Below are 19,284 nucleotides of genomic sequence, written 5' to 3' on the forward strand. Positions count from 1 at the left end.
CCACCAACCGCTAGCTGCGAACCTGGTCCAGCGTCAGCGTCAGTGCGTCCAGATCGATTGGCTTGTCCATGGTGTCGGTTGGCGTGGATGCAGCAGTTCCGGCTGGGAAGGTCACGGTGATTTTAACCGGCACCTGGTATACACCCTGCTCCGCAAAGGAAATCACGTTGCCGGCCTGGGTCAGGCCTTCGGCCGTGGCATCGATTTCAAGGCCGAGATCGATTTCGTCTTGCAGCTCCGGCGGCAGCGCCTGAAGCGTGCCCACCGACAGCGCGCCTTCGATGTTCTTGCCCTTAGCGTCAATCCGCACGGTCTGCGTGTAGGCCACTACGTCGCCGGGAACGATTTGCTCGGTGGTCGGATCGAACGGCACGCCTGCTCCGCCGTCGCTGATGTCGGTCCAGACGCCGTTGTCGTCCACGGTGAGCGTCAGGTGGCCGGTTTCAACGGTTCCCGCGTCGACGGTTTCGGTCTGTTGCCACAGCGCGGCGGTTCCCGCTCCGGTCACCAGCAGGACGCCGGCGGCGGCTGCGGCAATGGTCGCCTTGGTTGTCTTCTTCATGATTCAAATCCTCAAAATTTCCGAGCGCTCCCCGCGCACTTACTTTCGAGTGAATCCGGATTCCCACACGGGCACAACATGCACTCGGTCACCACCCAAAGCACCATGGCATCGACAGCCCACCCGTTCGCCAACCGGCTATTTCGAGAACTCCCAAACAGGCATATAAAGCCACCTTGACTAGCCCGTATGGGAATGCCGATGGATGCCGTAAAAGATTACGCCAGTCGTTTTTCCAGTTGGCCAAGCACGGGCTGCGGGTCGACAAAAAAGACTGGCCGACCGGCCAAGGTACATGGCCGATCAGCCATGCGGAATCGTGGCGGCTACCTGGCGGAGTCAGGCGCCGAGGCGAAGAGGTTCAGACCCAGCGCACGGGAAAGGTGGCCGATGGCCAGCTGGCCGCGGACGGAGTTGCCCGCCATGTCGAGGCGCGGCGAAAACGCGCCGATGGCGCCCTTGCCCGGAGCCACCGCGACAATGCCTCCCGAAACCCCGGACTTGGCGGGGATACCGATCTCGAACAGCCAGTCCCCGGAACGCTCATACAGCCCGTTGGTGGCGACGGTGGCCAAGGTGTCACGGCAGACATCCGCGCTGACCACCTGCTGGCCGGTCACGGGGTTGATGCCGCCGTCGGCCAGGGTCGCACCCATGACCGCCAAATCGTGCGCCGTGACGTTCAGCGAACACTGCTTGGTGTAGATGTCCACCGCGTTGTTCGGGTCTCCGTCCAGCTGACCGTAGCTCTTGAGCAGCCGCCCCAGCGCCTTGTTGCGTTCGTTTGCCTCGGATTCGGATTCGTACACTTCGTCGTCCAGCGTCAGCGGGCGGCCTGCAAAAGCCGAAAGCCCTTCGCGCACGTTCTCCCATTTCTTGGCGGCGCTCTTGCCTGCGATCATTTCGGTCGTCGCGATGGCCCCGGCGTTCACCATCGGATTCATCGGGTGCCCGTTGTTCAGCTCGACCGCCATCACCGAATTGAATGGCATGCCGGTATTGTTGACGCCGATCTTCTCATGGACAACTTCGTGCCCGTGCTCTTGCAGCACCAGGGCGTAAACGAACATCTTGGAGATGGACTGGATGGAGAATTGGTGGTGGCAATCGCCCACCCCGTGCACGGTGCCGCCGACGTGCGACATGGAAATGGCGAAGGTTTCCGGCTCGACCTGCCCCAGGACTGGTATGTAGTGGGCGAGCAGGCCCTCGTCAACGTCCGAATAACGTTCATGTGCTTCGAGCAGCAGCTCGTCGATGCGTTGATGGGCGAGAGTACCGGTGGATACCTGCTGGACAACGTCATCAAAATCGGTAGGAATGCTCTCATTCCCGTCCGAGGTATAGGTCATGATCACCTTGCTCTTCGTCGAAGAAATCGAATTCTGGCTTCGTTCAGAGACTATCAACAGCTCAGGTTGTTGGCACGTGGCACCCTGAAGACCTCCAGCCGGCGCGTTCGACGTACTTTGGCATTCCCGGCATGACGCCCGCGGCGTTTCCCCCAGGTGGTCCGCGTCTCCATCGTCTTGCCGCACGCCGCAAATGCGTGTGTTTTCACCTACATTGTGCAGCAACTTACAGCGAACAGCCCCCGACCTGACCTAGCATTTTGAGTATGGCTAAGGGTATTACTTTTCATACGCGCAAGTGGGTTCGCCCAGAAGACTTGAACGCAAACGGCACGCTCTTCGGCGGCAGCCTACTGCGCTGGATCGACGAGGAAGCGGCGATCTACTCGATCATCCAGCTCGGCAACAAGCACGTGGTCACCAAGTTCATGTCTGAAATCAACTTCATCGCTTCCGCCAAGGAAGGCGACCTGATCGAGATGGGCCTGACCGCCATCGATTTCGGACGCACCTCGATCACCCTGCGTGCAGAGGTCCGCAACATCTTCACCCAGGAATCGATCCTGACCATCGAAAAGCTGGTGTTCGTGAACATGGGCTCGGACGGCAAGCCCGAACCCCACGGCTACGACCAGATCACCTACACCCGCGATCGTATCCCGCTGGAAATCACCAAGGCTCTCATCTAGGTTTCCGCACGATACCCGCAGCCATTTCCAGGTTGTTGGTCCACGAATCCGCCGTGGCTTCCGCGCTCCACCAGCGCCGGGGCCGCGGCGTTTTCCATTGCCCGAATTGTCGCCCGGGAACCGGCTAACGATCCGTTTTCCGGGCTTGGCGCATGGCTACCGCCATCCAGACCGCCGCCAACGCAAACATTACTCCGCCCTGCCAAGGCTGTGCATCGAGCGCACGCCAGATTCGATGCTGGCGAAGAGCGCGGCAACAATCAACGCCGCCCCTGGTGAGATGCTGGTTTTCCACATGATCCCAGTCTCGTGCCTGGCCACTTTGAGGACCGGGATCGACATGCCAAATTCATGGTTTCCCGTTTGCCCGGGATATTCGCCAAAACCATTGCGCATGGGCCTGTCATGCGGAAGAGTACTGTGACGGAATTGCCTTGATCCCATCCAATATCGAAGAGAGACTCCCATGAGCCGGATGATATTCGTCAACCTTCCAACCTCGGACCTGACGCGGGCCGACAAGTTCTACGCAGCCTTGGGCTTCACCAAGAACGACACTTTCTCGGACGAGAATGCCACCTCATGGATCATCGCAGAGAACATTCTGGTGATGGTGCTGCAAGAAGAGTTCTTTTCGAGCTTCTTGGTGGGCGAGGACAAGCTTGCCCTAGGGCCGGGCCATCGCGAATGCCTCAACGCGTTGTCGGCGGATACCCGCGAAGAAGTCGATGAGTTCGTCGCCAATGCTCAGGCCGGCGGCGGTGCCATCTACCGGCCCGCAGATGAGCCGTTCCCCGGGATGTACCAGGCCGCGGTGCAGGATCCCGATGGCCATGTCTGGGAAATCGCGTGGATGAGCCCCGAAGCCATGGAGAATCCGGGAACCTAGTCAGCGCACAGACCCTTCGGCATCGCCGTGCAGCAGTTCCGCAGCCGCCCGTTGGCGTCTGCGGAACTGTTTTTTCATGCCTTTCGCCGGATAGATCGGTGTTTCCCAGCGCGGTTCGAGGCTGTCGCCCAAGGTGATTCCACGCAGCCGTCTGCCGAACATCGGCAGCACCCACTGGCGTATCCATTCGATGTCCCGCTGTAGAAGCTGGACCTGGCTCAAACACCTTATGTCTTCCAGCGGTTGGAATTCGAGCTGGTGCTGGGATCCGAGGATCTCCAGGATCCTGATGGCCATGTAGCGGTGCCCCGCACGGTTCATGTGCAGCTTGTCGGTGTCCCACATGCGCTGGTCGTGGTAGATGTCCCAGGCCCAGTAGTCGACTAAGGTCACGGTATCCGGATGCTTGCGGGCCAGCTGCCGGACCCTGTCGTTGAACTTCCAGTTCCGGTGCTTGAACGGGACCAACGCAGGATGCACCGGGATATCGAATCCGGTGAACAGCAGGATCTGCGCCCCGGATGAGGCCAGGCGGTCCACCGCCGCTTCGTAGCGGTCGAGCAAACAGTCCATGTCCTGCCGCAGTTCCAGGATGTCGTTGCCGCCGGCGTAGAAGCTGATGACGTCCGGCTTCAACGCGATGGCGGCGTCGATCTGCTCGTTAATGATCCGGTCCAGCCGCCGGCTTCGAATGGCCAGGTTGGCGTATCGCCAGCTGGGGTCCGCCTTGGACAGCTGTTTGGCCACGCGGTCCGCCCAGCCGCGAACCCCGTTGGGCAGCCGGGGTTCCCAGTCCCCTACCCCTTCGGTGAATGAGTCGCCCACCGCAATAAATAACCTGCCCATGGGAGCCAATCTAGGTTCGGCGGTTGGCCGGTTGGTGGAGCCGGCGCTAACACCAGATTAATTCCCCGCCGCGAAGTACGCAGGAACGGTGCGGGGGCGCCTACCGTGCCCTGCTCAGCTGTTCTGCTGCACCAGATGCAGCACCTGGCGCCACGCGTGGTCTGCGCCCGGGGCCATGTCCACCAGAGCGATCCGTTCCAGCGCAACGGCATCCCCTTGCGCGCGGCTGCGCCCGTGGTGATGGGTGATGTGCGGACGATAGCCCGGGCCGGTGAAGCGGACCGAGGCAATGCGCCCCCGGTTTTCCAGCACGATTTCGCACAGCCGCTCGTGCAGCAGCTGCAGGGCCGGATCGGGCTCCACCAGCGACACCAGCAGGTTCTCCTGGCGGCCGAACCAGGCCTGTCCGGCGACTTCCAGCCCGACGCCCAGCGCGGGACGGGCGGCCTCCGACAGCTGTTCGGCAAAGCGGTCCAGGACTCCTGGAGCCTCGGGCAGGTCGAAACGCAGCAGGGTGATGTGCAGCGGCCAGTCCTCGCGCCGGAAGTACTGGTCGGGGGCCACCGGTTCAACGAATACTGCTGCCACCAGATTGTGCATGGCATCAGTCTGTCATCTTCGGCGGGCACGCATTCGGGTTTTCCCTACCAATGTTCTCCGGTTCCCTCGGTGTTGCAGCAAAACCCTGCTCAATAGGATTGAGTCATGACTTCAACACTGCAGACCCAATCGGGCGTGCTTCCTGCTCGTCCCCCGTTGCGACTTGGCTTGACGCTGTTGCATCTGGCAGCCCTCGGAACCCTCGGCGTGGTTGTCCTCCCGCTGGTCATTGCCTGGTTTGCCGCGGGCGTTGGGCTGACGTTCCTGCTCGGCTTCGGGCTCCTTGTGCTGACAGGTTTGCTCTACGCGCTCTTCGGCCTGGCACGGTTCGAGATTCGTCGGGTTTCCGACCTCTACGACCTTCGGGTCGAGCCGCTGGTTTGGCGCCCCCGCCAGCACCCCGGATTCGGAGCCTATGTCCGCTCGCTGGGACACAATCTGGCCAGTGGCCGGATGTGGGCGGCCTTCGGTAGCTTCGTGATTTCATGCTTCGCCGGCGCCACCATGCTCAGTGGATTGGAATGGATGATCCGACTGTGCGTCACCGCTTTCGCCCCGCTGACCCAGGCTGAAATCGTCCCCGGTCCCTTCGGCATGGATATCCCCGCCGGCCAGGCTCCCTGGATGCTGGTCGTCGCGTTGCTCGGCGCGGCGCTGGCCGTGGCCATGATCTTCATGCACCGCGCGGTCACCGTGGGAATCATCGGATCCACCGCTCGGGAAACCGAACTGACCGAACGCGTGCGCACCACCGCGGTGCAGCGCGAAGGCGCGATGCGCGCCGCGGAGCTTGAGCGCACCCGCATCGAACGCGACCTGCACGACGGGGTCCAGCCCCGCTTGGTCTCCGTGGCCATGACCCTCGGCCTGGCGCACCAGCAGATCGACAGCAACCCCGAGCAGGCCAAGGCCCTGGTGGCCGAGGCGCATGCCTCCACCAAGTCGGCCATCACCGAGCTGCGGCAACTGACCCGGGGCATCTACGCCTCGGTGCTCGATGACCGCGGGCTGGACGCGGCGCTGTCCGCCATCGCCGGACGCTCGCACATCCCTGTACAGCTCGATGTCCAGCTCACCGGGCGTTACGCCCGGCATGCGGAGGCGGCGGTGTATTTCGCCATCGCCGAAGCGTTGACCAACGCGGCCAAGCACTCGCGGGCCTCGAACTGCCGGGTCACGGTGCGCGAACGCGCCATCGGACAGGAGCAGCCGATGCTGTGGGCCCGCATCGAGGACAACGGCACCGGCGGCGCCCGCATCATCCCGGGCGGCGGACTGGACGGCATCTCGAACCGCGTGGTCGCGGCAGGGGGAACCATTACGCTGGACAGCCCGCAGGGCGGTCCCACCGCGCTGGAGGTGAACGTGCCATGCGCGTCTTGATCTGCGAAGACTCGGTCCTGTTGCGCGAGGGCCTGGTCCGCCTGCTGGCCCACTCGGGCCACGAGGTCGTGGCCGACCTGCCGGACACCACCGGACTCATGGGCTTCCTTCAGACTGCGGAACCGGAGAACTTCCCGCAGATCTGCATCCTGGACGTCAGGCTTCCGCCCACCTACACGGACGAGGGCATCCGGGCGGCGCTGGCAGTCCGCGGCCGCTACCCCAACCTCCCGCTGCTGGTGCTTTCCCAATACGTGGAGGAGCGTTACGCCTCGGATCTGATCGCCACGCAGTCCGGCGCCCTGGGCTACCTGCTCAAGGACCGGGTGGCGGATGTCGCGGACTTCATCGCCTCCCTGGAGCAGATCGCCTCCGGCGGCACCGTACTGGACCAGGAAGTGGTGGCACAGCTGTTGACCCGGCGAAACCATGATTCAAAAATGCAGCAGCTGACCGACCGTGAACGCACCGTGCTCGCAGCCTTGGCCGAGGGCAAGTCCAACCAAGCCATTGCCGCGCTGCTGTTCCTCTCCGAGGCCAGCGTCGAAAAATACATCACCTCCATCTTCCAGAAGCTCGGACTGGAAGCCGACGGAATGGGCAACCGGCGTGTGCTGGCCGCCCTGGCCCACATCGAAACCCTGGGCACCAACCGCACAGACAGGACGAACCCATGAGCACCCAGACCCTGAACCCCCTGCCCCCGCAGGAACCCGCGCCGCGGGGGTCCGCCACGGCGCTGAACATCATCCTGGCCGTGATCGGCGTGCTGGCGCTGCTGACCGTCGGAATCGGTGCGGCACGCAGCGCGATGGCCACGCTGAACAGCAGCCACGTCGTGCAGACCGCGGATGCCAAAGGCATTACGGCGCTGGATATCCAGGCGAACTCCGGCAGCTTCGAGCTGCAGTTCACCGACATGACCGAAGCGGTGCTGGAGGTCCGCAGCACCTCGGGAAGCGCTTGGGCGCTGAACCGGTCGGGATCGACGTTGCAAGTCCGCCCACCGGCGGGCTGGAACGACTTCTGCTTCTTCGGCTGCACCAAGGCCGACAATGAGATCAAGCTGACGCTGCCGGAAGAACTGAACAACGGAACCCTGGATGCGAAGTTCGAGCTCGGAGCCGGCGAATTCCGGGCCAACGGCAACTTCAACGATCTCGGGCTGGACGTCAGCGCAGGCGAACTGAATATGCTGGGATCGGCGCATACGGTGGATGCAAAGCTCGGTGCAGGATTCGCCGGCCTGGTGCTCAGCGACGTGGACACCGCGACCCTGGAAGTTTCGGCCGGGCGCATGTCGGCCGAGCTCGACGGGACCGCGCCAAGCTCCGTCAATGCCCGGGTCAGCGCCGGCTGGATGGACTTGGTTGTCCCGGACACCAGCTACCACGTGGTGTCGGATGCGTCAGCGGGATCCTTGGAGAACAACCTGGATAATTCCAGCAGCTCCAAGCATCAGATCAGCGTGGAAGTATCGGCTGGCTCCGCGGTGCTGACCCCGGGAACTGAAGCCAGCGGCGAATAGAAAAAAGAAGCAGCCAGGGAGTGCGCCGGCAGAAGCCGGTGCACTCCCTTTGCGGGTCCCTTGCAGCGTTAAACGTGGTCGAGATGCACGCGGACGAGCCGTACGAACCCTTCCGGGTCGGTGGCATGCACCAGATGTCCGGTGTCCAGGGATTCCACACGGCAGTCAGGCATGATGCGGCCGAGTTGTTCAACGTGTTCGGAGGGGACGAAGCTTTGCGGCCCGCCTCCGATGGCAAGCGTGGGGATGGCAATACCCGCGAAGGTGCTCGGCCACGCTGGATCCGGCTGGTCGATCTGCGGACGGATCTGTTCAACCATGGCCCAATCGAATTCCAGCGACTCATCCTTAATGCCGGGCACTCTGAATGCGGCAAACCCACGTTTGCGAGCAGCACGCGGGATATTCGGCGAAATCAGCGCTCGGGCACGGCGACCGTCACCTCCAACGGCGCGCACCGTGGAGCCCTGCTTCTCGATTTCCCTTCGAAACGATTGAACCACCGAGCATCATTGCCTGCGTCCGCCGGGACACCCCGCACGATATGCAGACCCGTTGCCCGGGTTTTCGTGCGTTCGGTGAGGTTTTAGGCCTGGTTTTTCTTCATGGCAGCCAGCCGCGCCTCGATTTCCGACATTTCAGGGGCGGAGGCCTCCAGCTGCGCCGCGCCGTCCGCTTCTTCCAGGATCTCGGCGGCCGGGGCATTGGCAGCCTTCATCGCGGCCAAGCGCGCGTCGACTTCAGTGGCGGCACCCAGATCCTCGAGCTGCGCGAACTGGGAATCCAGGGAGGACGCCGCGAGCTCGGCCGCACCGCGGACTTTCGCTTCGTCCTGGCGGATCTTCTGCTCGAAGCGGCTGATCTCGCTGCTCGGGTCGTTGATATCCAGAGCCTTGATGGTGTCCATCATCTGGTTCTGGGTCTTGGCGTTGCGGGCGCGGGCCACCAGCTCGTCGCGCTTGGAAACCAGCTCCTGGCGCTTGGTCTGCATGGTGTTCAGGCCAGCCTTGAGCTTGTCAACGACCTCGCTCTGGGTTTCCACGGTGGAAGCCAGCGCACCGGCCTTCTTCTCCGAGGCCATCTGGCGTTGGATCGCTACAGTAGCCAGCTGGTTGAACTTCTGCTGGTTGGCGGCATCGCCTGCGGCGGCGAATTCCTCGGCCTTGTTCGAGGCGGCCAGGGCCTTGGAACCCCACTCTTTCACTTCGTTCCGCGCCTTGGCCAGGTCTTCCTCGGCCATGCGCAGGTTGCCGATGGTCTGGGCCACCGCCTGCTCAGCTTCGGCAATGTTGTTCGTGTAGTCGCGGACGGTCTGGTCCAGCATCTTCTTGGGGTCTTCCAGCGCGTCGATTGCCGCGTTAGCGTTCGCCTTGCCGATACCGAAAATTCGAGCCCAAATTGATTGTTTCTTGGCCACGTGCCATCCCTTCGTCTACCTCTTTAACCTTAGGGGAAGCATGGATGGTTCCCGAATCTGCGAATTGTTTCAGCGATGCCGCCCACCCTGTCAAGGGATTGGCCGCTCCCCGCGACGCCACAGGAGAAGTAATATATTACATAGCACTGGTCTTCCTGTACTGGAATCAGAGATCACGCACGATTCCATTTCATCCAGACCCCGACGGAGAGCCTGAATGCCACCCGAAAAGTACACCAGCATCGACTACCACACCGCGGGCGAGCCGTTCCGCATCGTAGCGAACTTGCCCGTGGCCCTCGAAGGTCCCGATGTTCCCTCCAAGCGGGTCTTCGCCATGAATTCACCCCAGGTGGAGCGGATCCGCCAGATCCTGTGCTTCGAGCCGCGCGGGCATGCAGACATGTACGGCGGCTTCGTCACCGCCCCGAACGACGACGGCGCGCACTTCGGCGTGCTGTTCTGGCACAAGGACGGGTTCTCCACCGCCTGCGGCCACGGCACCATCGCGCTGGGCGTCTGGGCCCTGGAACACGGCATCGTGCAGCCGGATCCAACCGGCGTGACCGACGTGGTCATCGACGAGCCGTCCGGCCGGGTCGTCTCCCGCGTCCACACCGATGCCCACGGTGCGGTCACCCACGCGGATTTCATCAACGTGGCCAGCTACGTCATCTCCAAGGACGTCGCAGTGCAGACCGCGCGCGGGGAAGTCACCGTGGACGTCAGCTTCGGCGGCGCCATCTACGCCCAGCTTGATGCGGCCTCGGTCGGACTGAGCGTCACGCCCGAGAACTATGGCGAGATCATCGCGATCGGCCGCGAAATCAAGTGGGCCCTGAACGATTCACCCCACGCCCAGCACCCGAGCGATGCACGACTCAGCGGCATCTACGGGACGATCGTGTTCGAGGATCTCTCGACCGGTGACGAGGTGATCCAGCGCAACGCCACGGTCTTCGCCGACGGAGAGGTGGACCGCTCCCCCTGCGGGTCGTGAACCAGCGCACGCATCGCTACGCTCACCAACCGCGGCATCCTCGCCGAAGGCCAGCTGCTGGAGCACGGCTCGATTGTCGGATCGCAGTTCCGGGCCGTGGTGCTGGAGCACCAGCAGGTCGACGGGTATTCCGCGGTCATCCCGCAGGTCACCGGCACCGCCTACCAGGCCGGCGAGCACACCTTCATCGTGGACGCGAGCGATGAGCTGACTCCGGGATTCGTGCTGCGATGAGCATCTCGATCCCGTTTCTCACCGCCCAAGAATTCTACGACCGCGTCAGCCCGGTCCGCGCCGTGCGCGCACTGCGCGACACACTGCGCGCGGGCTTCGACCCCGCCGCAGACCACCAGCGGATCAGCAACAAGTTGAGCTCCGGCGAGTTCCTGCTCATGCCCTCGGAAGCCGGAGAGATCGCCGGCATCAAGGTGCTGTCCGTCGCCCCGGACAATCCGGCGCGCAACCTGCCGCGCATCCAGGGAACCTACATCCTCTTCGACTCCGAAACGCTGACCCCGCGCCAGCTGATCGACGGGGTCGCGCTGACCAATGTGCGAACCGCCGCGGTCTCGCTGGCCGCCGTCGAAGATGCCCTGCTTGAGCGTGAAGGCCCGCTGCGCGTGGTGCTCTACGGCGCAGGGCAGCAGGGCATGTCCCACCTGTTGACCCTGCGCGCGGTGCTGGAAGGCCGCCGGGAGATCGAGTCGGTGACCGCCGTGGTGCGGTCGACGCGGAGCTACGCGCACCTAGAGGACATTGAGGTGGCGGCAGCCGGCAGCGCCAGGGCTGAAGAAGCCACCGCGGCAGCCGGGCTGGTCATCTGCACCACCACCGCCCGCCAGCCGCTGTTCGATGCGCAGCTGATCAACCCCTGCGCCGTGGTGGTGGCCGTGGGCTCCCACGAGCCGGACGCCCGCGAGCTGCCCGCGGCCCTGCTGGGACGCTCCACCGTGGTGGTCGAGGATATCGCCACCGCGCTGCGCGAATGCGGGGACGTCGTCATGGCCATCGCCGAGGGCGAGCTGTCAGCGCAGGACCTGGTGCCGATGGCCCGCGCGGTCCGGGAGCCGCAGCTGCTGCGCGGGAACGGGCCGGTGGTCTTCAAGAGCTCGGGCATGGCCTGGGAGGACCTGGTTCTGGCCGGGGCGGCGGTTGAGGCCGAGTCGGAATGACTCAGTTCTCGAAGTGCCGCAGGTAGCGCCCCGGCGCATCGAGGAACAGCCGCCAGTTGCGCACCATCTCCAGGTCGTCGTAGGTGCTTTCGCGCAGCCCCCACTCGCCGATCTCGTAGAGCCTTGCCTGGGGCAGGGAGGCGAGGATCGGCGAGTGGGTGGACATGATGACCTGGGATCCGGACCTGAGCAGGTCGCTGATGTGCGAGAGCAGCATCAGGCAGCCGTTGAAGGACAGGGCCGACTCCGCTTCATCGAAGATCCATAAGCCGTTGATCCGCGAGCGGTCGGTGAAGAACTCGATGAAGGATTCGCCGTGGCTCTGGAAGTTGTGCATCCCGGCGGAGCCGATGGAATCCAGGTAGGCGAAGTGCCCGTGCATGGTTTCGGCACGCAGGAACACCCCTGCCCGCGAAGCCCCCGCGCTGCGCACCAGCTGCAGATGCCCTGAAAGCCGCGATTCGGTGGGCTGGGTCTGGTGGCGCGCGTTGATGGTGCCGCCCTCCGCGTTCAGCCCGTAGGCGGCGGCGATGGCTTCAACGATGGTGGATTTCCCCGAGCCGTTCTCCCCCACCAGCACCGTCAGCGGCGCCAGCTCCAGGCCGTCGTCGAGCAGCTGCGCCACGGCGGGGATGGTGGCCGGCCAAGCACCGCGCGGCATCGGGGCCAGGGAATGCTCGGCCACGCGCCGCACCGGTTGGAAGTCAAGGAATCCGCTCATGCCCCGACGCTACCAAACCCACCCCCCCGGAACAGGCTCCCGCACGCAACACGGCGGCAGCCGGCGGCCCCGAGGGACCGCCGGCTGCCGCCGATCTGTGTTCAAGCGGCCAGGCTAGGCCTTGATGCTGTTCTTGACCGGAACCATGTTCCCGGCGAAGAAGTCAGCGATCTCCGCGCGGGCGGTCAGTGGGAAGATGCCTGCCACGTACTGGTCCGGGCGGACCACCACGATGGCGCCGTCGGTGCTGATCTCGCGGTCGCGGAAGATGTCGCGGCCGTGGCCGGCGCAGAACACCTGGTTGATGTCGTGCAGGCCGAAGGGAACCTTGACCGGCTGGAACGCCTTGGGCACGTCGTGCAGCTCCACCTCGGTGTAGTCCTGCTGGTAGACCGCCTTGAGGTCGAAGACAGCATCCTCATCGCCCCCGGCCGGGGTGTACAGGTTGCGCGGCGAGGCTTCATCCTGGCTCCACCAGGCGGCGAAGTCAGCCATGGCGGTGCCTTCCAGCGCCGGGGCGGCCTGGTCGGCAAAGGCGTAGACGCGCCAGCGGCCGTCCGCCTCGTGCAGGTGGCCCAGGTGGCGCCAGCGGTTATCCGAGCGGCGGATGACCTCGGCGGATTTGAAGCGCTTGCCCACCGGGAAGCCCGCGGCCAGCGCCTGGTGCTCGGTGCCGGTGGTGATGGAGGATTTGGTGTACTGGGTCATGAAGCCGGCGGGGAACTCCATGGTCTTGGTGTAGTACTTCTCCAGCTCGTCCGGATCTTCCCAGTCGTCCACGGACTTGGCCATCAGGGTGGACCATTCCTTGTCGAAGTCGATCAGGTTCTGGGCGATGACCTTGCGCTCTTCGGCGTAGGAATCCAGCAGGGATTCCGGGGCGCGGCCTTCGAGCACCGCGGCCAGCTTCCAACCGAGGTTGAAGCCGTCCTGGATGGAAACGTTCATGCCCTGGCCGGCCTTGGCCGAGTGGGTGTGGCAGGCGTCGCCCATGATGAAGGCGTGCGGGGTGCGGGAGCCGCGCTCGTCCTCGGAGACGTCGTCGAAGCCGTCGGTGATGCGGTGGGCCACCTCGTACACGGAGAACCAGGCGACGTTCTTCACGTCCATGGTGTACGGGTGGATGATGCGGTTTGCGGTCGCAACGATCTCTTCCACCGGGGTTTTGCGGATGGCGCCGGCGTCCTCGGCAGTCAGTTCGCCCAGGTCCACGTAGAAGCGCACCAGGTAGCCGCCCTCGCGAGGGATGAGCAGGATGTTGCCCGCGTCGTGGGACTGGATGGAGCACTTGACCTGGATGTCCGGGAAGTCGGTGTTGACCATGACGTCCATGACGCCCCAGGCGTGCATCGAGGCGTCGCCGTGCAGCTTGTGGCCCAGGGAGCGGCGCACGGAGCTGCGGGCGCCGTCGCCGCCGACCAGGTACTTGGCCTTGACGGTGCGCTCCTCGCCGGAACGCTCGCCGGCGCAGTACTTGATGCGCGCGGTGACCGGGTACTCGGCTTCCGGGTCGATGTCGCAGTCGAGGAACTCGACTCCGTAGTCCGGGACGATCTTGCCCGGGGCGCGCTCGGCGTCACGCAGGAAGTAGTCCAGGATGCGCGACTGGTTCACGTAGATATGCGGGAATTCGCTCATGCCGGTGGAGTCATCGGCCGCGCGGGAGTGGCGCTTGATGTTGGCTGGATTCTCCGGATCGGGGGTCCAGAAGCACATTTCAACGTTGCGGTAGGCCTCCTCGACAACCTCGTTGGCGAAACCGAAGGCTTGGAAGGTCTCCACCGAACGAGCCTGGATGCCGTCAGCCTGGCCGACGTCCAGACGGCCCGGACGCAGCTCGATGGCGCGGGCGTTGATGCTTGGGAAGCGGGACAGCTGCGCGGTGACCACTGCGGCGGCCGGGCCGGTGCCGACAATCAGCACATCCATCTCATCAGGGATTTCCATGGAACGGTCAATGCCATAGCCCTCGGCAGGCTTGACGCGTGGATCTCCGGAGACGTAGCCCCTGTGGTGAATCTGCATTATTTGGCTCCTCGAGGTGTCACACAAACATCTTTGTCTCTATATTTGCGACACGGTTGTAACTATAGATACAAGAGTAGCTTTCAAGTACGCTGTCTTCAAGACGTAGGTCACAAGCGTTGTCGACCTGCGTCACTTCCGATACGTGAAAATGCGGTGCTCCACGCCCGCAATGAAAAGATTGTTCAATGACCAAAACCTCCAAGGGCAGCATTGAAGGCGGATCCCAGACCCTGGGACGCGGGCTGGAAGCACTGACCCTGATCGGTGAATCCACGCGGCCGCTCAGCGTTCCCGAACTCGCCGAGGCACTGGGCATCCACCGATCGATGGCCTACCGCTTGGTGAAGACCTTCGAGCAGTACGGGTTCGTCGAGCGTATGCCCTCCGGAGACCTGGAACTCGGCGCCCGGCTGGGCGCCCTGGCCCGCAACGTCGCCAAGTCCCTGCAAGCCGCCGCCGCCCCGCATCTAGCCACGGTGTCGGACCAGCTGCAGATGACCGCCCTGCTGGTGGTTTTCGACGGCGAAGCCGCCGTCACACTGAGCACCGCCGAACCCCGGCTGGCCGATGCCACCGTGGCCCAGCGCCCGGGCACCCGGCACCCCATCGACAACGGGGCTCCGGGACGCGTCATCCGTTCCCAGCTCCATCCCGAGCAATACCCCGCCAAGGACTTCGAATTCAGCCACGACGAGGTGATCCCGGGACTGACATCGATCGCCGTGCCGCTGTTGCTGCCACAGGGCAAGCCGGCCGCCATCGCGGTCATCTATCCCCCGCGCGATCTGGACGAACAGCATATCGCCTCGGTGCTCGCCGAAGCCTCCGTGCGCATCTCCTCCACGCTGGGCCTGCGGATCTAGGACGATTCCGCTCAGACGGCAAGAGCCGGGAAAACTGCGTGAACAGTTTTCCCGGCTCTTGCCATTGCCGCAGCTCCTCGAGCTAGGCGGTGCAGGCTTCGTTGGAGCAACCGGCATCGCGCGGCTTGTAGCCGTTGGTGCCTTCGACCTTTTCCCAGACCACATGGCGGTGCTGCCCGCAGCGTTCGCAGGGCGGAGCAAGGTAGGTGGCGCGTTCTTCCATGGTGTATGTCCGAAAATCTCCCATGACAACCTCTCGGAGTTCACTTGGGGTCCCTGAACCAAAAACCACAGGACCAGTTGGGTGCCTTCACTCTACGCGCGGTTCCGCAAACCGGCTAGAGGCGATTTATGTCCGTTTCAACTGGTACAAAGTAGTTATCCACATCCCTGTCAGCCGACTTTCCTCCGTCGTGCCACACTGGGCCTGAGAACGCCCCGCCGGCTTCATCCGAAGCCTGCTCGCCACCGCCAAGGAAAGCATCATGAAGAATTCAGAACACAAGCTCCAGCGCCTGAAGGAGCGCATCACGCTCCTGCTGAACAAGGCTGAAAACACCAGCTACCCGCACGAGGCCCAGGCCTTCCAGGAACATGCCGAGCGGCTGATGGTGCGCTACGGCATCGGCAGGGCGGAACTCGATGCGCAATCCGCGCACCAGGGCAAGAAGCAAGAAGCCATCATCGAGGAACACTTCGAGATGCACGGCGTTTATCGGCTGGGACAGCGCGACGGCCTGTCGCAAGTTGGGCGAGCGTTCCGCACCGTCACGCTCCTCCAGACCAACTACTCGAATTCATGCAGGCTCTACATCATCGGCCACGAATCCGATGTGGCAACCGTAAAGACGCTCTTTTCATCGCTGGTCATCCAAGCAACCCTTGCCATGACCCATTGGTGGGATACCGAGGGGAAATTCCAGTCAGCGCTTTGGACCGATTCGGCAAAGCAGATCGAGCGGCGGGAATTCCAGCGCAGCTTCTACGTGCAGGTCGCCATGAGGATCCAGGGGCTCTACCAGGAGGAAAGCGCCCAAGCCGGAACGGGAACCGACTTGGTCTTGGTGGACCGCAAACACCAGGTCGACGAGTTTGTCAGCGACAACTACCCGTACCTGCGCGCTTCCAGAAACCGGGCGAGCAGGGGCAGCATGGGAGCCGTGCTCGCCGGGCAAGCGGCCGGGCGACGGGCGGACTTGGGAATCGGCAAACACGTGGACGGGTCCAATGAGGCTCCGGATGCCATTGCCGGCTAAATCGTGGATCCGCTCATTCCGCTTGCGAAGCCGTCAAATTGCTTGCCCGCCGATCTCAGACGGGTCCGGGTTCCCGGTCCGTTAGCCAACAGCAACTGGAATTCTTGAGCACCATGTTCGACACGCTGGCTAGTTGCCTCGATTCTGGGACCAGTGCTCCATCAGCTTTTGCTGCGCTTGATGTTCGGTAAGTAGCGAGATGGCTTGCTTCGAAAGATGCAACTGTTCCTTCAATGCGGTTTCCATCCATTCCGGGAGACCAGTTCCTTGCTGGGGTTCGGGCGTAGCTTCGATCGATTCATAGAGTCTGCCCATTTGAACAATGACGTCTTTGAGTGGCTGAACCCGAGGATCATCGCCCATGCGTGCGACCCGCCGGGTCAGCTCGTCATGCACTTCTCCGTCCGAGCGGACACCGACTGCCCACACTTCAGAAATATCGAGCACTGGTACGCCGGACGCATCTTCGGTGACGCGCCAAACAATTCTCCAGTCCCTGTCTCCCACGACGAGTTTACGAAAACCAATCAGGGCACCAAGCAAGGGCTCCCCCGCACCGGGTGACTTTTCCAATAGGAGCATCTTCTTGAAAACGGCGCGTACGATCCTGGGATCTTTCCTATGCAGTCGATAGAGGTCAGCTACCGCGTCTTCGGTCAACCGGACGATGCACAACCGTTCCCCGGGCTGATTCACGAATTCTCAGGATCGGCTTCGCGAGCGTTCTCCGCTTCGAGCTCCGCACGATTCAAGTTGAAGAACTCCATGGCTTGATCCAGATCGGTACGCACCCCGCTATCTGTTGCGAAGCGCGCCATTACCAGAGCAGCATCCCGAAGGGTTTCGCGATCACGGCGTAATTGCGCGATCTCCCTAGCTGACACGATTTCAGCCACAACCTTTCCGTGGCGTGACAAAGACGTATCTTTGCCTTCTTCAGCAGCGGTTACCAATGCCGAAATTCCCGCACGGGATGCGTCTGTAATACTCATGGTGGCCATAAAAAAACTATATAGATTTCTGCCTAGATTTTCTAGGCATGGTCGACGCTACCCGTTCGGGCTAGGCTGACAGCGAGCTGGAGGTACGCCAAGCAGCTCGCACTCGTTTGCTTGGGTGCAACCGTTTCATGGGCCGCTAAACGCGTTGCACGAGATGCCAACGGCAAATTGGTATCAACGCACCTGCGTGCGCTGCTGGTCTTCGATATAGCGCGGGCGCCCGGCCATGATTCCGGTGTAGGTCTGGAACACGATCAACGCCGCGATAAGCCAGATGGGGGAGGTCCATGACCCGGTGACCTCATACAGCGCCCCGACGGCGAACGGACCGGGGAACGCGATCAAGTAGCCGGCCGACTGTCCGAAGGCCGAAAGCTTCGCTACCCCGGCGGCGCTGTGGGCTTTCAGCCCGATCATGGTCAGGGCGAGCGGGAAATTCGATCCGCAGATGCCCAACAGGATCACCCAGAGATAGGCGCCTTCCAGCGGGAAAGTGAGCATGCCGGCCACCGCGATCAGCCCGGCCACGCCGTTGATGATCACCAACGGCCCTTGGTGGGTGAACCGCGCGGCCAGCGCTGGCATCACAAATGACAACGGGACACCCACGCCTAGCAGGATCGCCAGCAGCGCACCGGCTTCGATGGGATCCATGCCCAAATCGGCGAAGATCTTCGGAGCCCAACCCATGAAGATATAGGCGACCGAGGACTGCCCGGCGAAGAACAAGGCAACCCACCAGGCCGTCGGATTTTTGTACATGGGGCCTATGGTTGCGGCCTGGACATGGTTCCGTCCGAATTCGCCATGCTGCGCGGCGATCTGGGAGCGCAAGCCGAGATAGACAACAAGCCAGACCGCCAGGGCCAGCAGCGCGGGCAGCGCCCACACCGCCAAACCGATGCGCCAGTGGCCGCCGAGCATGTCATTGACCGGGACGGCCACTCCTGCCACAGCCGAGGCGCCCAGCGCCACCGCCGTGGTGTATGCCCCGGTGACCACGCCGATCTTGTGCGGGAACCACCGCTTGACCAGCACCGGCATCAGGATGTTGCCCACCGCGATTCCGGCCAGCGCCAACGCGGTGCACAGGAGGAATGTCCAGGTTTCCGGCGCGGCCGACCGAAGCAGGATTCCGGCGAGGATGGCGCCCATGGCGGCGATCACGACCAGTTCCGGCCCGCGCTTGCCTGTCAGGCGCGGGGCCAGCGGTCCCAGCAGCGCGAAGCACAGCGGAGGGACTCCGGTGATCATGCCTGCGATGAATCCGTTCATATGCAGGTCCTCGATGGCCGGATCCAGCAGCGTCCCGAGCGAGGTGACTGCAGGGCGCAAGTTGATCGACGCCAAGATGATGGCCAGGACCAGCAGGACGCCGAATCCTTTGGGCAGCGCAAGGCGGGGCGGGGAAAAATCAGACATAGTAGGCACAGACTATCGGGCCGGGCGCTCCCGGCCTATCCGGCGCCGCTTGGTCCCCGCGCCGCCCACAGGCAACGCCGTTGGCTAGCCGAGTTTCGCGCGCACCATCTGCGAAACGGCCTTGCCGTCGAAGCGGCCGGCGATCTCGGCACCGACCAGCTTCATGGCGTTGCCCATGTCCTTCATGGTCAGCTCGTGGTCGGCCGCGAGCTCGGCCATGATCCGGTCCACAATGCCCTGGGCTTCGGTCTCGTCGAGCATCTTCGGCAGGTAGGTGGAGATGAAAGCCGCCTCGGCCAGTTCCCGTTCGGCCAAATCTGCGCGCCCGTCCTTGGCGGCGAGCGCGGCGGTTTCCTCGCGGTTGGCGACCTCCTTGCGCAGCAAGTTCTCCACGTCCTGGTCGCTCAGCTCGGTGGGGTTCTTCCCGGACTTCTCACGGGTCCCGATGGTGCTGATGATATTGCGCAGCGTGGTTTTCTCCATCTCGTTGCCCGCCTTCAGGTGGGTGATGCTGTCCTCGTGCAGGCGCTCTTTCAAAGTCATGTGATTCTCCTT

At 63.3% G+C, this 19,284-nt stretch carries 22 protein-coding genes and 1 pseudogene; 9 read left to right on the forward strand and 14 right to left on the reverse strand.

All coding sequences use genetic code 11. The annotated features are described in order from the left end of the window. Positions 1 to 10: 10 nt before the first annotated feature. Both ACTX90_RS15415 and glsA read right to left on the reverse strand, forming a co-directional pair. On the reverse strand, positions 11 to 562 hold the full coding sequence (locus ACTX90_RS15415; RefSeq protein ID WP_052772504.1) for an alternate-type signal peptide domain-containing protein: 552 nt from the start codon (positions 560 to 562) through the stop codon (positions 11 to 13). Positions 563 to 888: 326 nt separating this feature from the next. Beyond that, on the reverse strand, positions 889 to 1,914 hold the full coding sequence (gene glsA, locus ACTX90_RS15420; protein WP_047120938.1) for a glutaminase A: 1,026 nt from the start codon (positions 1,912 to 1,914) through the stop codon (positions 889 to 891). A 266-nt stretch (positions 1,915 to 2,180) separates the two neighbouring features. Here glsA and ACTX90_RS15425 point away from each other — a divergent pair, with 266 nt between their 5' ends. Further along, complete coding sequence (locus ACTX90_RS15425; RefSeq protein ID WP_082123998.1) at positions 2,181 to 2,603, forward strand: acyl-CoA thioesterase; 423 nt, start codon at positions 2,181 to 2,183, stop codon at positions 2,601 to 2,603. A 189-nt stretch (positions 2,604 to 2,792) separates the two neighbouring features. Here ACTX90_RS15425 and ACTX90_RS15430 read toward each other — a convergent pair whose 3' ends face one another. Then, on the reverse strand, positions 2,793 to 2,999 hold the full coding sequence (locus ACTX90_RS15430) for a hypothetical protein (protein WP_443442356.1): 207 nt from the start codon (positions 2,997 to 2,999) through the stop codon (positions 2,793 to 2,795). 70 nt (positions 3,000 to 3,069) lie between these two features. On the opposite strand from ACTX90_RS15430, the gene ACTX90_RS15435 reads away from it, so the two are divergent. After that, the gene (locus ACTX90_RS15435; protein WP_443442357.1) at positions 3,070 to 3,492 is read left to right on the forward strand and encodes a VOC family protein; all 423 of its coding nucleotides are present in this window, start codon (positions 3,070 to 3,072) and stop codon (positions 3,490 to 3,492) included. Here the strand turns inward: ACTX90_RS15435 and ACTX90_RS15440 are convergent, their stop codons facing one another. Next, positions 3,493 to 4,338 carry an SGNH/GDSL hydrolase family protein gene (locus ACTX90_RS15440; protein WP_443442358.1) on the reverse strand — a complete coding sequence of 282 codons (846 nt, stop codon included), beginning with the start codon at positions 4,336 to 4,338 and terminating at the stop codon, positions 3,493 to 3,495. A 114-nt stretch (positions 4,339 to 4,452) separates the two neighbouring features. Next, positions 4,453 to 4,938, reverse strand: coding sequence for a 2'-5' RNA ligase family protein (locus ACTX90_RS15445; RefSeq protein WP_113607070.1), 486 nt, complete (start codon positions 4,936 to 4,938; stop codon positions 4,453 to 4,455). A gap of 105 nt (positions 4,939 to 5,043) precedes the next feature. Between ACTX90_RS15445 and ACTX90_RS15450 the strand changes: the two genes are divergently transcribed. Genes ACTX90_RS15450 through ACTX90_RS15460 form a run of 3 tightly spaced genes read left to right on the forward strand, consistent with a single transcriptional unit; the run spans position 5,044 to position 7,849 of the window. Further along, positions 5,044 to 6,321: a sensor histidine kinase gene (locus tag ACTX90_RS15450; RefSeq protein ID WP_047120211.1), complete on the forward strand. Its 1,278-nt coding sequence runs from the start codon at positions 5,044 to 5,046 to the stop codon at positions 6,319 to 6,321. Further along, on the forward strand, positions 6,309 to 6,998 hold the full coding sequence (locus tag ACTX90_RS15455) for a response regulator transcription factor (RefSeq protein ID WP_047120212.1): 690 nt from the start codon (positions 6,309 to 6,311) through the stop codon (positions 6,996 to 6,998). The genes ACTX90_RS15450 and ACTX90_RS15455 overlap by 13 nt, the downstream gene beginning before the upstream one ends. Continuing rightward, positions 6,995 to 7,849: a hypothetical protein gene (locus ACTX90_RS15460; protein ID WP_443442359.1), complete on the forward strand. Its 855-nt coding sequence runs from the start codon at positions 6,995 to 6,997 to the stop codon at positions 7,847 to 7,849. The genes ACTX90_RS15455 and ACTX90_RS15460 overlap by 4 nt, the downstream gene beginning before the upstream one ends. 68 nt (positions 7,850 to 7,917) lie before the next feature. Here ACTX90_RS15460 and ACTX90_RS15465 read toward each other — a convergent pair whose 3' ends face one another. Next, on the reverse strand, positions 7,918 to 8,169 hold the full coding sequence (locus ACTX90_RS15465) for an alpha/beta fold hydrolase (protein ID WP_443442360.1): 252 nt from the start codon (positions 8,167 to 8,169) through the stop codon (positions 7,918 to 7,920). 266 nt (positions 8,170 to 8,435) lie between these two features. Then, positions 8,436 to 9,266, reverse strand: coding sequence for a PspA/IM30 family protein (locus ACTX90_RS15470; RefSeq protein ID WP_443442361.1), 831 nt, complete (start codon positions 9,264 to 9,266; stop codon positions 8,436 to 8,438). A gap of 217 nt (positions 9,267 to 9,483) precedes the next feature. Between ACTX90_RS15470 and ACTX90_RS15475 the strand changes: the two are divergent. Together ACTX90_RS15475 and ACTX90_RS15480 are read left to right on the forward strand one after the other, a co-directional pair. Further along, positions 9,484 to 10,500, forward strand: a pseudogene (locus ACTX90_RS15475) (proline racemase family protein). Beyond that, positions 10,497 to 11,438, forward strand: a complete 942-nt coding sequence (locus tag ACTX90_RS15480) for an ornithine cyclodeaminase family protein (protein ID WP_443442362.1) — start codon at positions 10,497 to 10,499, stop codon at positions 11,436 to 11,438. The pseudogene ACTX90_RS15475 and the gene ACTX90_RS15480 overlap by 4 nt, the downstream one beginning before the upstream one ends. A gap of 1 nt (position 11,439) precedes the next feature. On the opposite strand, the gene ACTX90_RS15485 is transcribed toward ACTX90_RS15480, so the two are convergent. Both ACTX90_RS15485 and ACTX90_RS15490 read right to left on the reverse strand, forming a co-directional pair. Then, complete coding sequence (locus ACTX90_RS15485; protein ID WP_443442363.1) at positions 11,440 to 12,159, reverse strand: AAA family ATPase; 720 nt, start codon at positions 12,157 to 12,159, stop codon at positions 11,440 to 11,442. A gap of 114 nt (positions 12,160 to 12,273) precedes the next feature. Beyond that, a complete protein-coding gene (locus ACTX90_RS15490; protein ID WP_047120216.1) occupies positions 12,274 to 14,184 on the reverse strand; it encodes an FAD-dependent monooxygenase in 1,911 nt (636 codons plus the stop codon). 188 nt (positions 14,185 to 14,372) lie between these two features. On the opposite strand from ACTX90_RS15490, the gene ACTX90_RS15495 reads away from it, so the two are divergent. Beyond that, complete coding sequence (locus ACTX90_RS15495; protein WP_047120217.1) at positions 14,373 to 15,050, forward strand: IclR family transcriptional regulator; 678 nt, start codon at positions 14,373 to 14,375, stop codon at positions 15,048 to 15,050. A gap of 82 nt (positions 15,051 to 15,132) precedes the next feature. On the opposite strand, the gene ACTX90_RS15500 is transcribed toward ACTX90_RS15495, so the two are convergent. Next, the gene (locus tag ACTX90_RS15500) at positions 15,133 to 15,273 is read right to left on the reverse strand and encodes a hypothetical protein (RefSeq protein ID WP_181728092.1); all 141 of its coding nucleotides are present in this window, start codon (positions 15,271 to 15,273) and stop codon (positions 15,133 to 15,135) included. Between the two features lie 262 nt (positions 15,274 to 15,535). Here ACTX90_RS15500 and ACTX90_RS15505 point away from each other — a divergent pair, with 262 nt between their 5' ends. Further along, positions 15,536 to 16,306, forward strand: a complete 771-nt coding sequence (locus ACTX90_RS15505) for a DUF2786 domain-containing protein (RefSeq protein ID WP_113607076.1) — start codon at positions 15,536 to 15,538, stop codon at positions 16,304 to 16,306. A 129-nt stretch (positions 16,307 to 16,435) separates the two neighbouring features. Here the strand turns inward: ACTX90_RS15505 and ACTX90_RS15510 are convergent, their stop codons facing one another. From ACTX90_RS15510 to ACTX90_RS15525, 4 genes are all read right to left on the reverse strand, one after another. Further along, positions 16,436 to 16,966 carry a type II toxin-antitoxin system RelE family toxin gene (locus ACTX90_RS15510; protein WP_443442364.1) on the reverse strand — a complete coding sequence of 177 codons (531 nt, stop codon included), beginning with the start codon at positions 16,964 to 16,966 and terminating at the stop codon, positions 16,436 to 16,438. 32 nt (positions 16,967 to 16,998) lie between these two features. Continuing rightward, positions 16,999 to 17,307: a type II toxin-antitoxin system Phd/YefM family antitoxin gene (locus ACTX90_RS15515; RefSeq protein WP_160309102.1), complete on the reverse strand. Its 309-nt coding sequence runs from the start codon at positions 17,305 to 17,307 to the stop codon at positions 16,999 to 17,001. Positions 17,308 to 17,481: 174 nt separating this feature from the next. Beyond that, complete coding sequence (locus ACTX90_RS15520) at positions 17,482 to 18,729, reverse strand: CynX/NimT family MFS transporter (RefSeq protein WP_443442365.1); 1,248 nt, start codon at positions 18,727 to 18,729, stop codon at positions 17,482 to 17,484. Between the two features lie 84 nt (positions 18,730 to 18,813). Then, positions 18,814 to 19,272, reverse strand: a complete 459-nt coding sequence (locus ACTX90_RS15525) for a GatB/YqeY domain-containing protein (RefSeq protein WP_113607078.1) — start codon at positions 19,270 to 19,272, stop codon at positions 18,814 to 18,816. Between the last annotated feature and the right edge of the window lie 12 nt (positions 19,273 to 19,284).

The organism is Glutamicibacter soli (assembly GCF_052322135.1).
GTDB lineage: Bacteria > Actinomycetota > Actinomycetes > Actinomycetales > Micrococcaceae > Glutamicibacter > Glutamicibacter soli.

Excerpts from the sequence above, each read along its gene's own strand:
- ACTX90_RS15435 (WP_443442357.1), top strand. The coding sequence starts at position 3,070 with ATGAGCCGGATGATATTCGTCAACCTTCCAACCTCGGACCTGACGCGG.
- ACTX90_RS15495 (WP_047120217.1), top strand. The coding sequence starts at position 14,373 with ATGACCAAAACCTCCAAGGGCAGCATTGAAGGCGGATCCCAGACCCTG.
- ACTX90_RS15450 (WP_047120211.1), top strand. The coding sequence starts at position 5,044 with ATGACTTCAACACTGCAGACCCAATCGGGCGTGCTTCCTGCTCGTCCC.
- ACTX90_RS15500 (WP_181728092.1), bottom strand. The coding sequence starts at position 15,273 with ATGGAAGAACGCGCCACCTACCTTGCTCCGCCCTGCGAACGCTGCGGG.
- ACTX90_RS15445 (WP_113607070.1), bottom strand. The coding sequence starts at position 4,938 with ATGCACAATCTGGTGGCAGCAGTATTCGTTGAACCGGTGGCCCCCGAC.
- ACTX90_RS15465 (WP_443442360.1), bottom strand. The coding sequence starts at position 8,169 with ATGGTTGAACAGATCCGTCCGCAGATCGACCAGCCGGATCCAGCGTGG.
- glsA (WP_047120938.1), bottom strand. The coding sequence starts at position 1,914 with ATGACCTATACCTCGGACGGGAATGAGAGCATTCCTACCGATTTTGAT.
- ACTX90_RS15440 (WP_443442358.1), bottom strand. The coding sequence starts at position 4,338 with ATGGGCAGGTTATTTATTGCGGTGGGCGACTCATTCACCGAAGGGGTA.
- ACTX90_RS15485 (WP_443442363.1), bottom strand. The coding sequence starts at position 12,159 with ATGAGCGGATTCCTTGACTTCCAACCGGTGCGGCGCGTGGCCGAGCAT.
- ACTX90_RS15520 (WP_443442365.1), bottom strand. The coding sequence starts at position 18,729 with ATGTCTGATTTTTCCCCGCCCCGCCTTGCGCTGCCCAAAGGATTCGGC.
- ACTX90_RS15490 (WP_047120216.1), bottom strand. The coding sequence starts at position 14,184 with ATGCAGATTCACCACAGGGGCTACGTCTCCGGAGATCCACGCGTCAAG.
- ACTX90_RS15455 (WP_047120212.1), top strand. The coding sequence starts at position 6,309 with ATGCGCGTCTTGATCTGCGAAGACTCGGTCCTGTTGCGCGAGGGCCTG.
- ACTX90_RS15505 (WP_113607076.1), top strand. The coding sequence starts at position 15,536 with ATGAAGAATTCAGAACACAAGCTCCAGCGCCTGAAGGAGCGCATCACG.
- ACTX90_RS15415 (WP_052772504.1), bottom strand. The coding sequence starts at position 562 with ATGAAGAAGACAACCAAGGCGACCATTGCCGCAGCCGCCGCCGGCGTC.
- ACTX90_RS15525 (WP_113607078.1), bottom strand. The coding sequence starts at position 19,272 with ATGACTTTGAAAGAGCGCCTGCACGAGGACAGCATCACCCACCTGAAG.
- ACTX90_RS15480 (WP_443442362.1), top strand. The coding sequence starts at position 10,497 with ATGAGCATCTCGATCCCGTTTCTCACCGCCCAAGAATTCTACGACCGC.
- ACTX90_RS15425 (WP_082123998.1), top strand. The coding sequence starts at position 2,181 with ATGGCTAAGGGTATTACTTTTCATACGCGCAAGTGGGTTCGCCCAGAA.
- ACTX90_RS15430 (WP_443442356.1), bottom strand. The coding sequence starts at position 2,999 with ATGCGCAATGGTTTTGGCGAATATCCCGGGCAAACGGGAAACCATGAA.
- ACTX90_RS15460 (WP_443442359.1), top strand. The coding sequence starts at position 6,995 with ATGAGCACCCAGACCCTGAACCCCCTGCCCCCGCAGGAACCCGCGCCG.
- ACTX90_RS15515 (WP_160309102.1), bottom strand. The coding sequence starts at position 17,307 with ATGGCCACCATGAGTATTACAGACGCATCCCGTGCGGGAATTTCGGCA.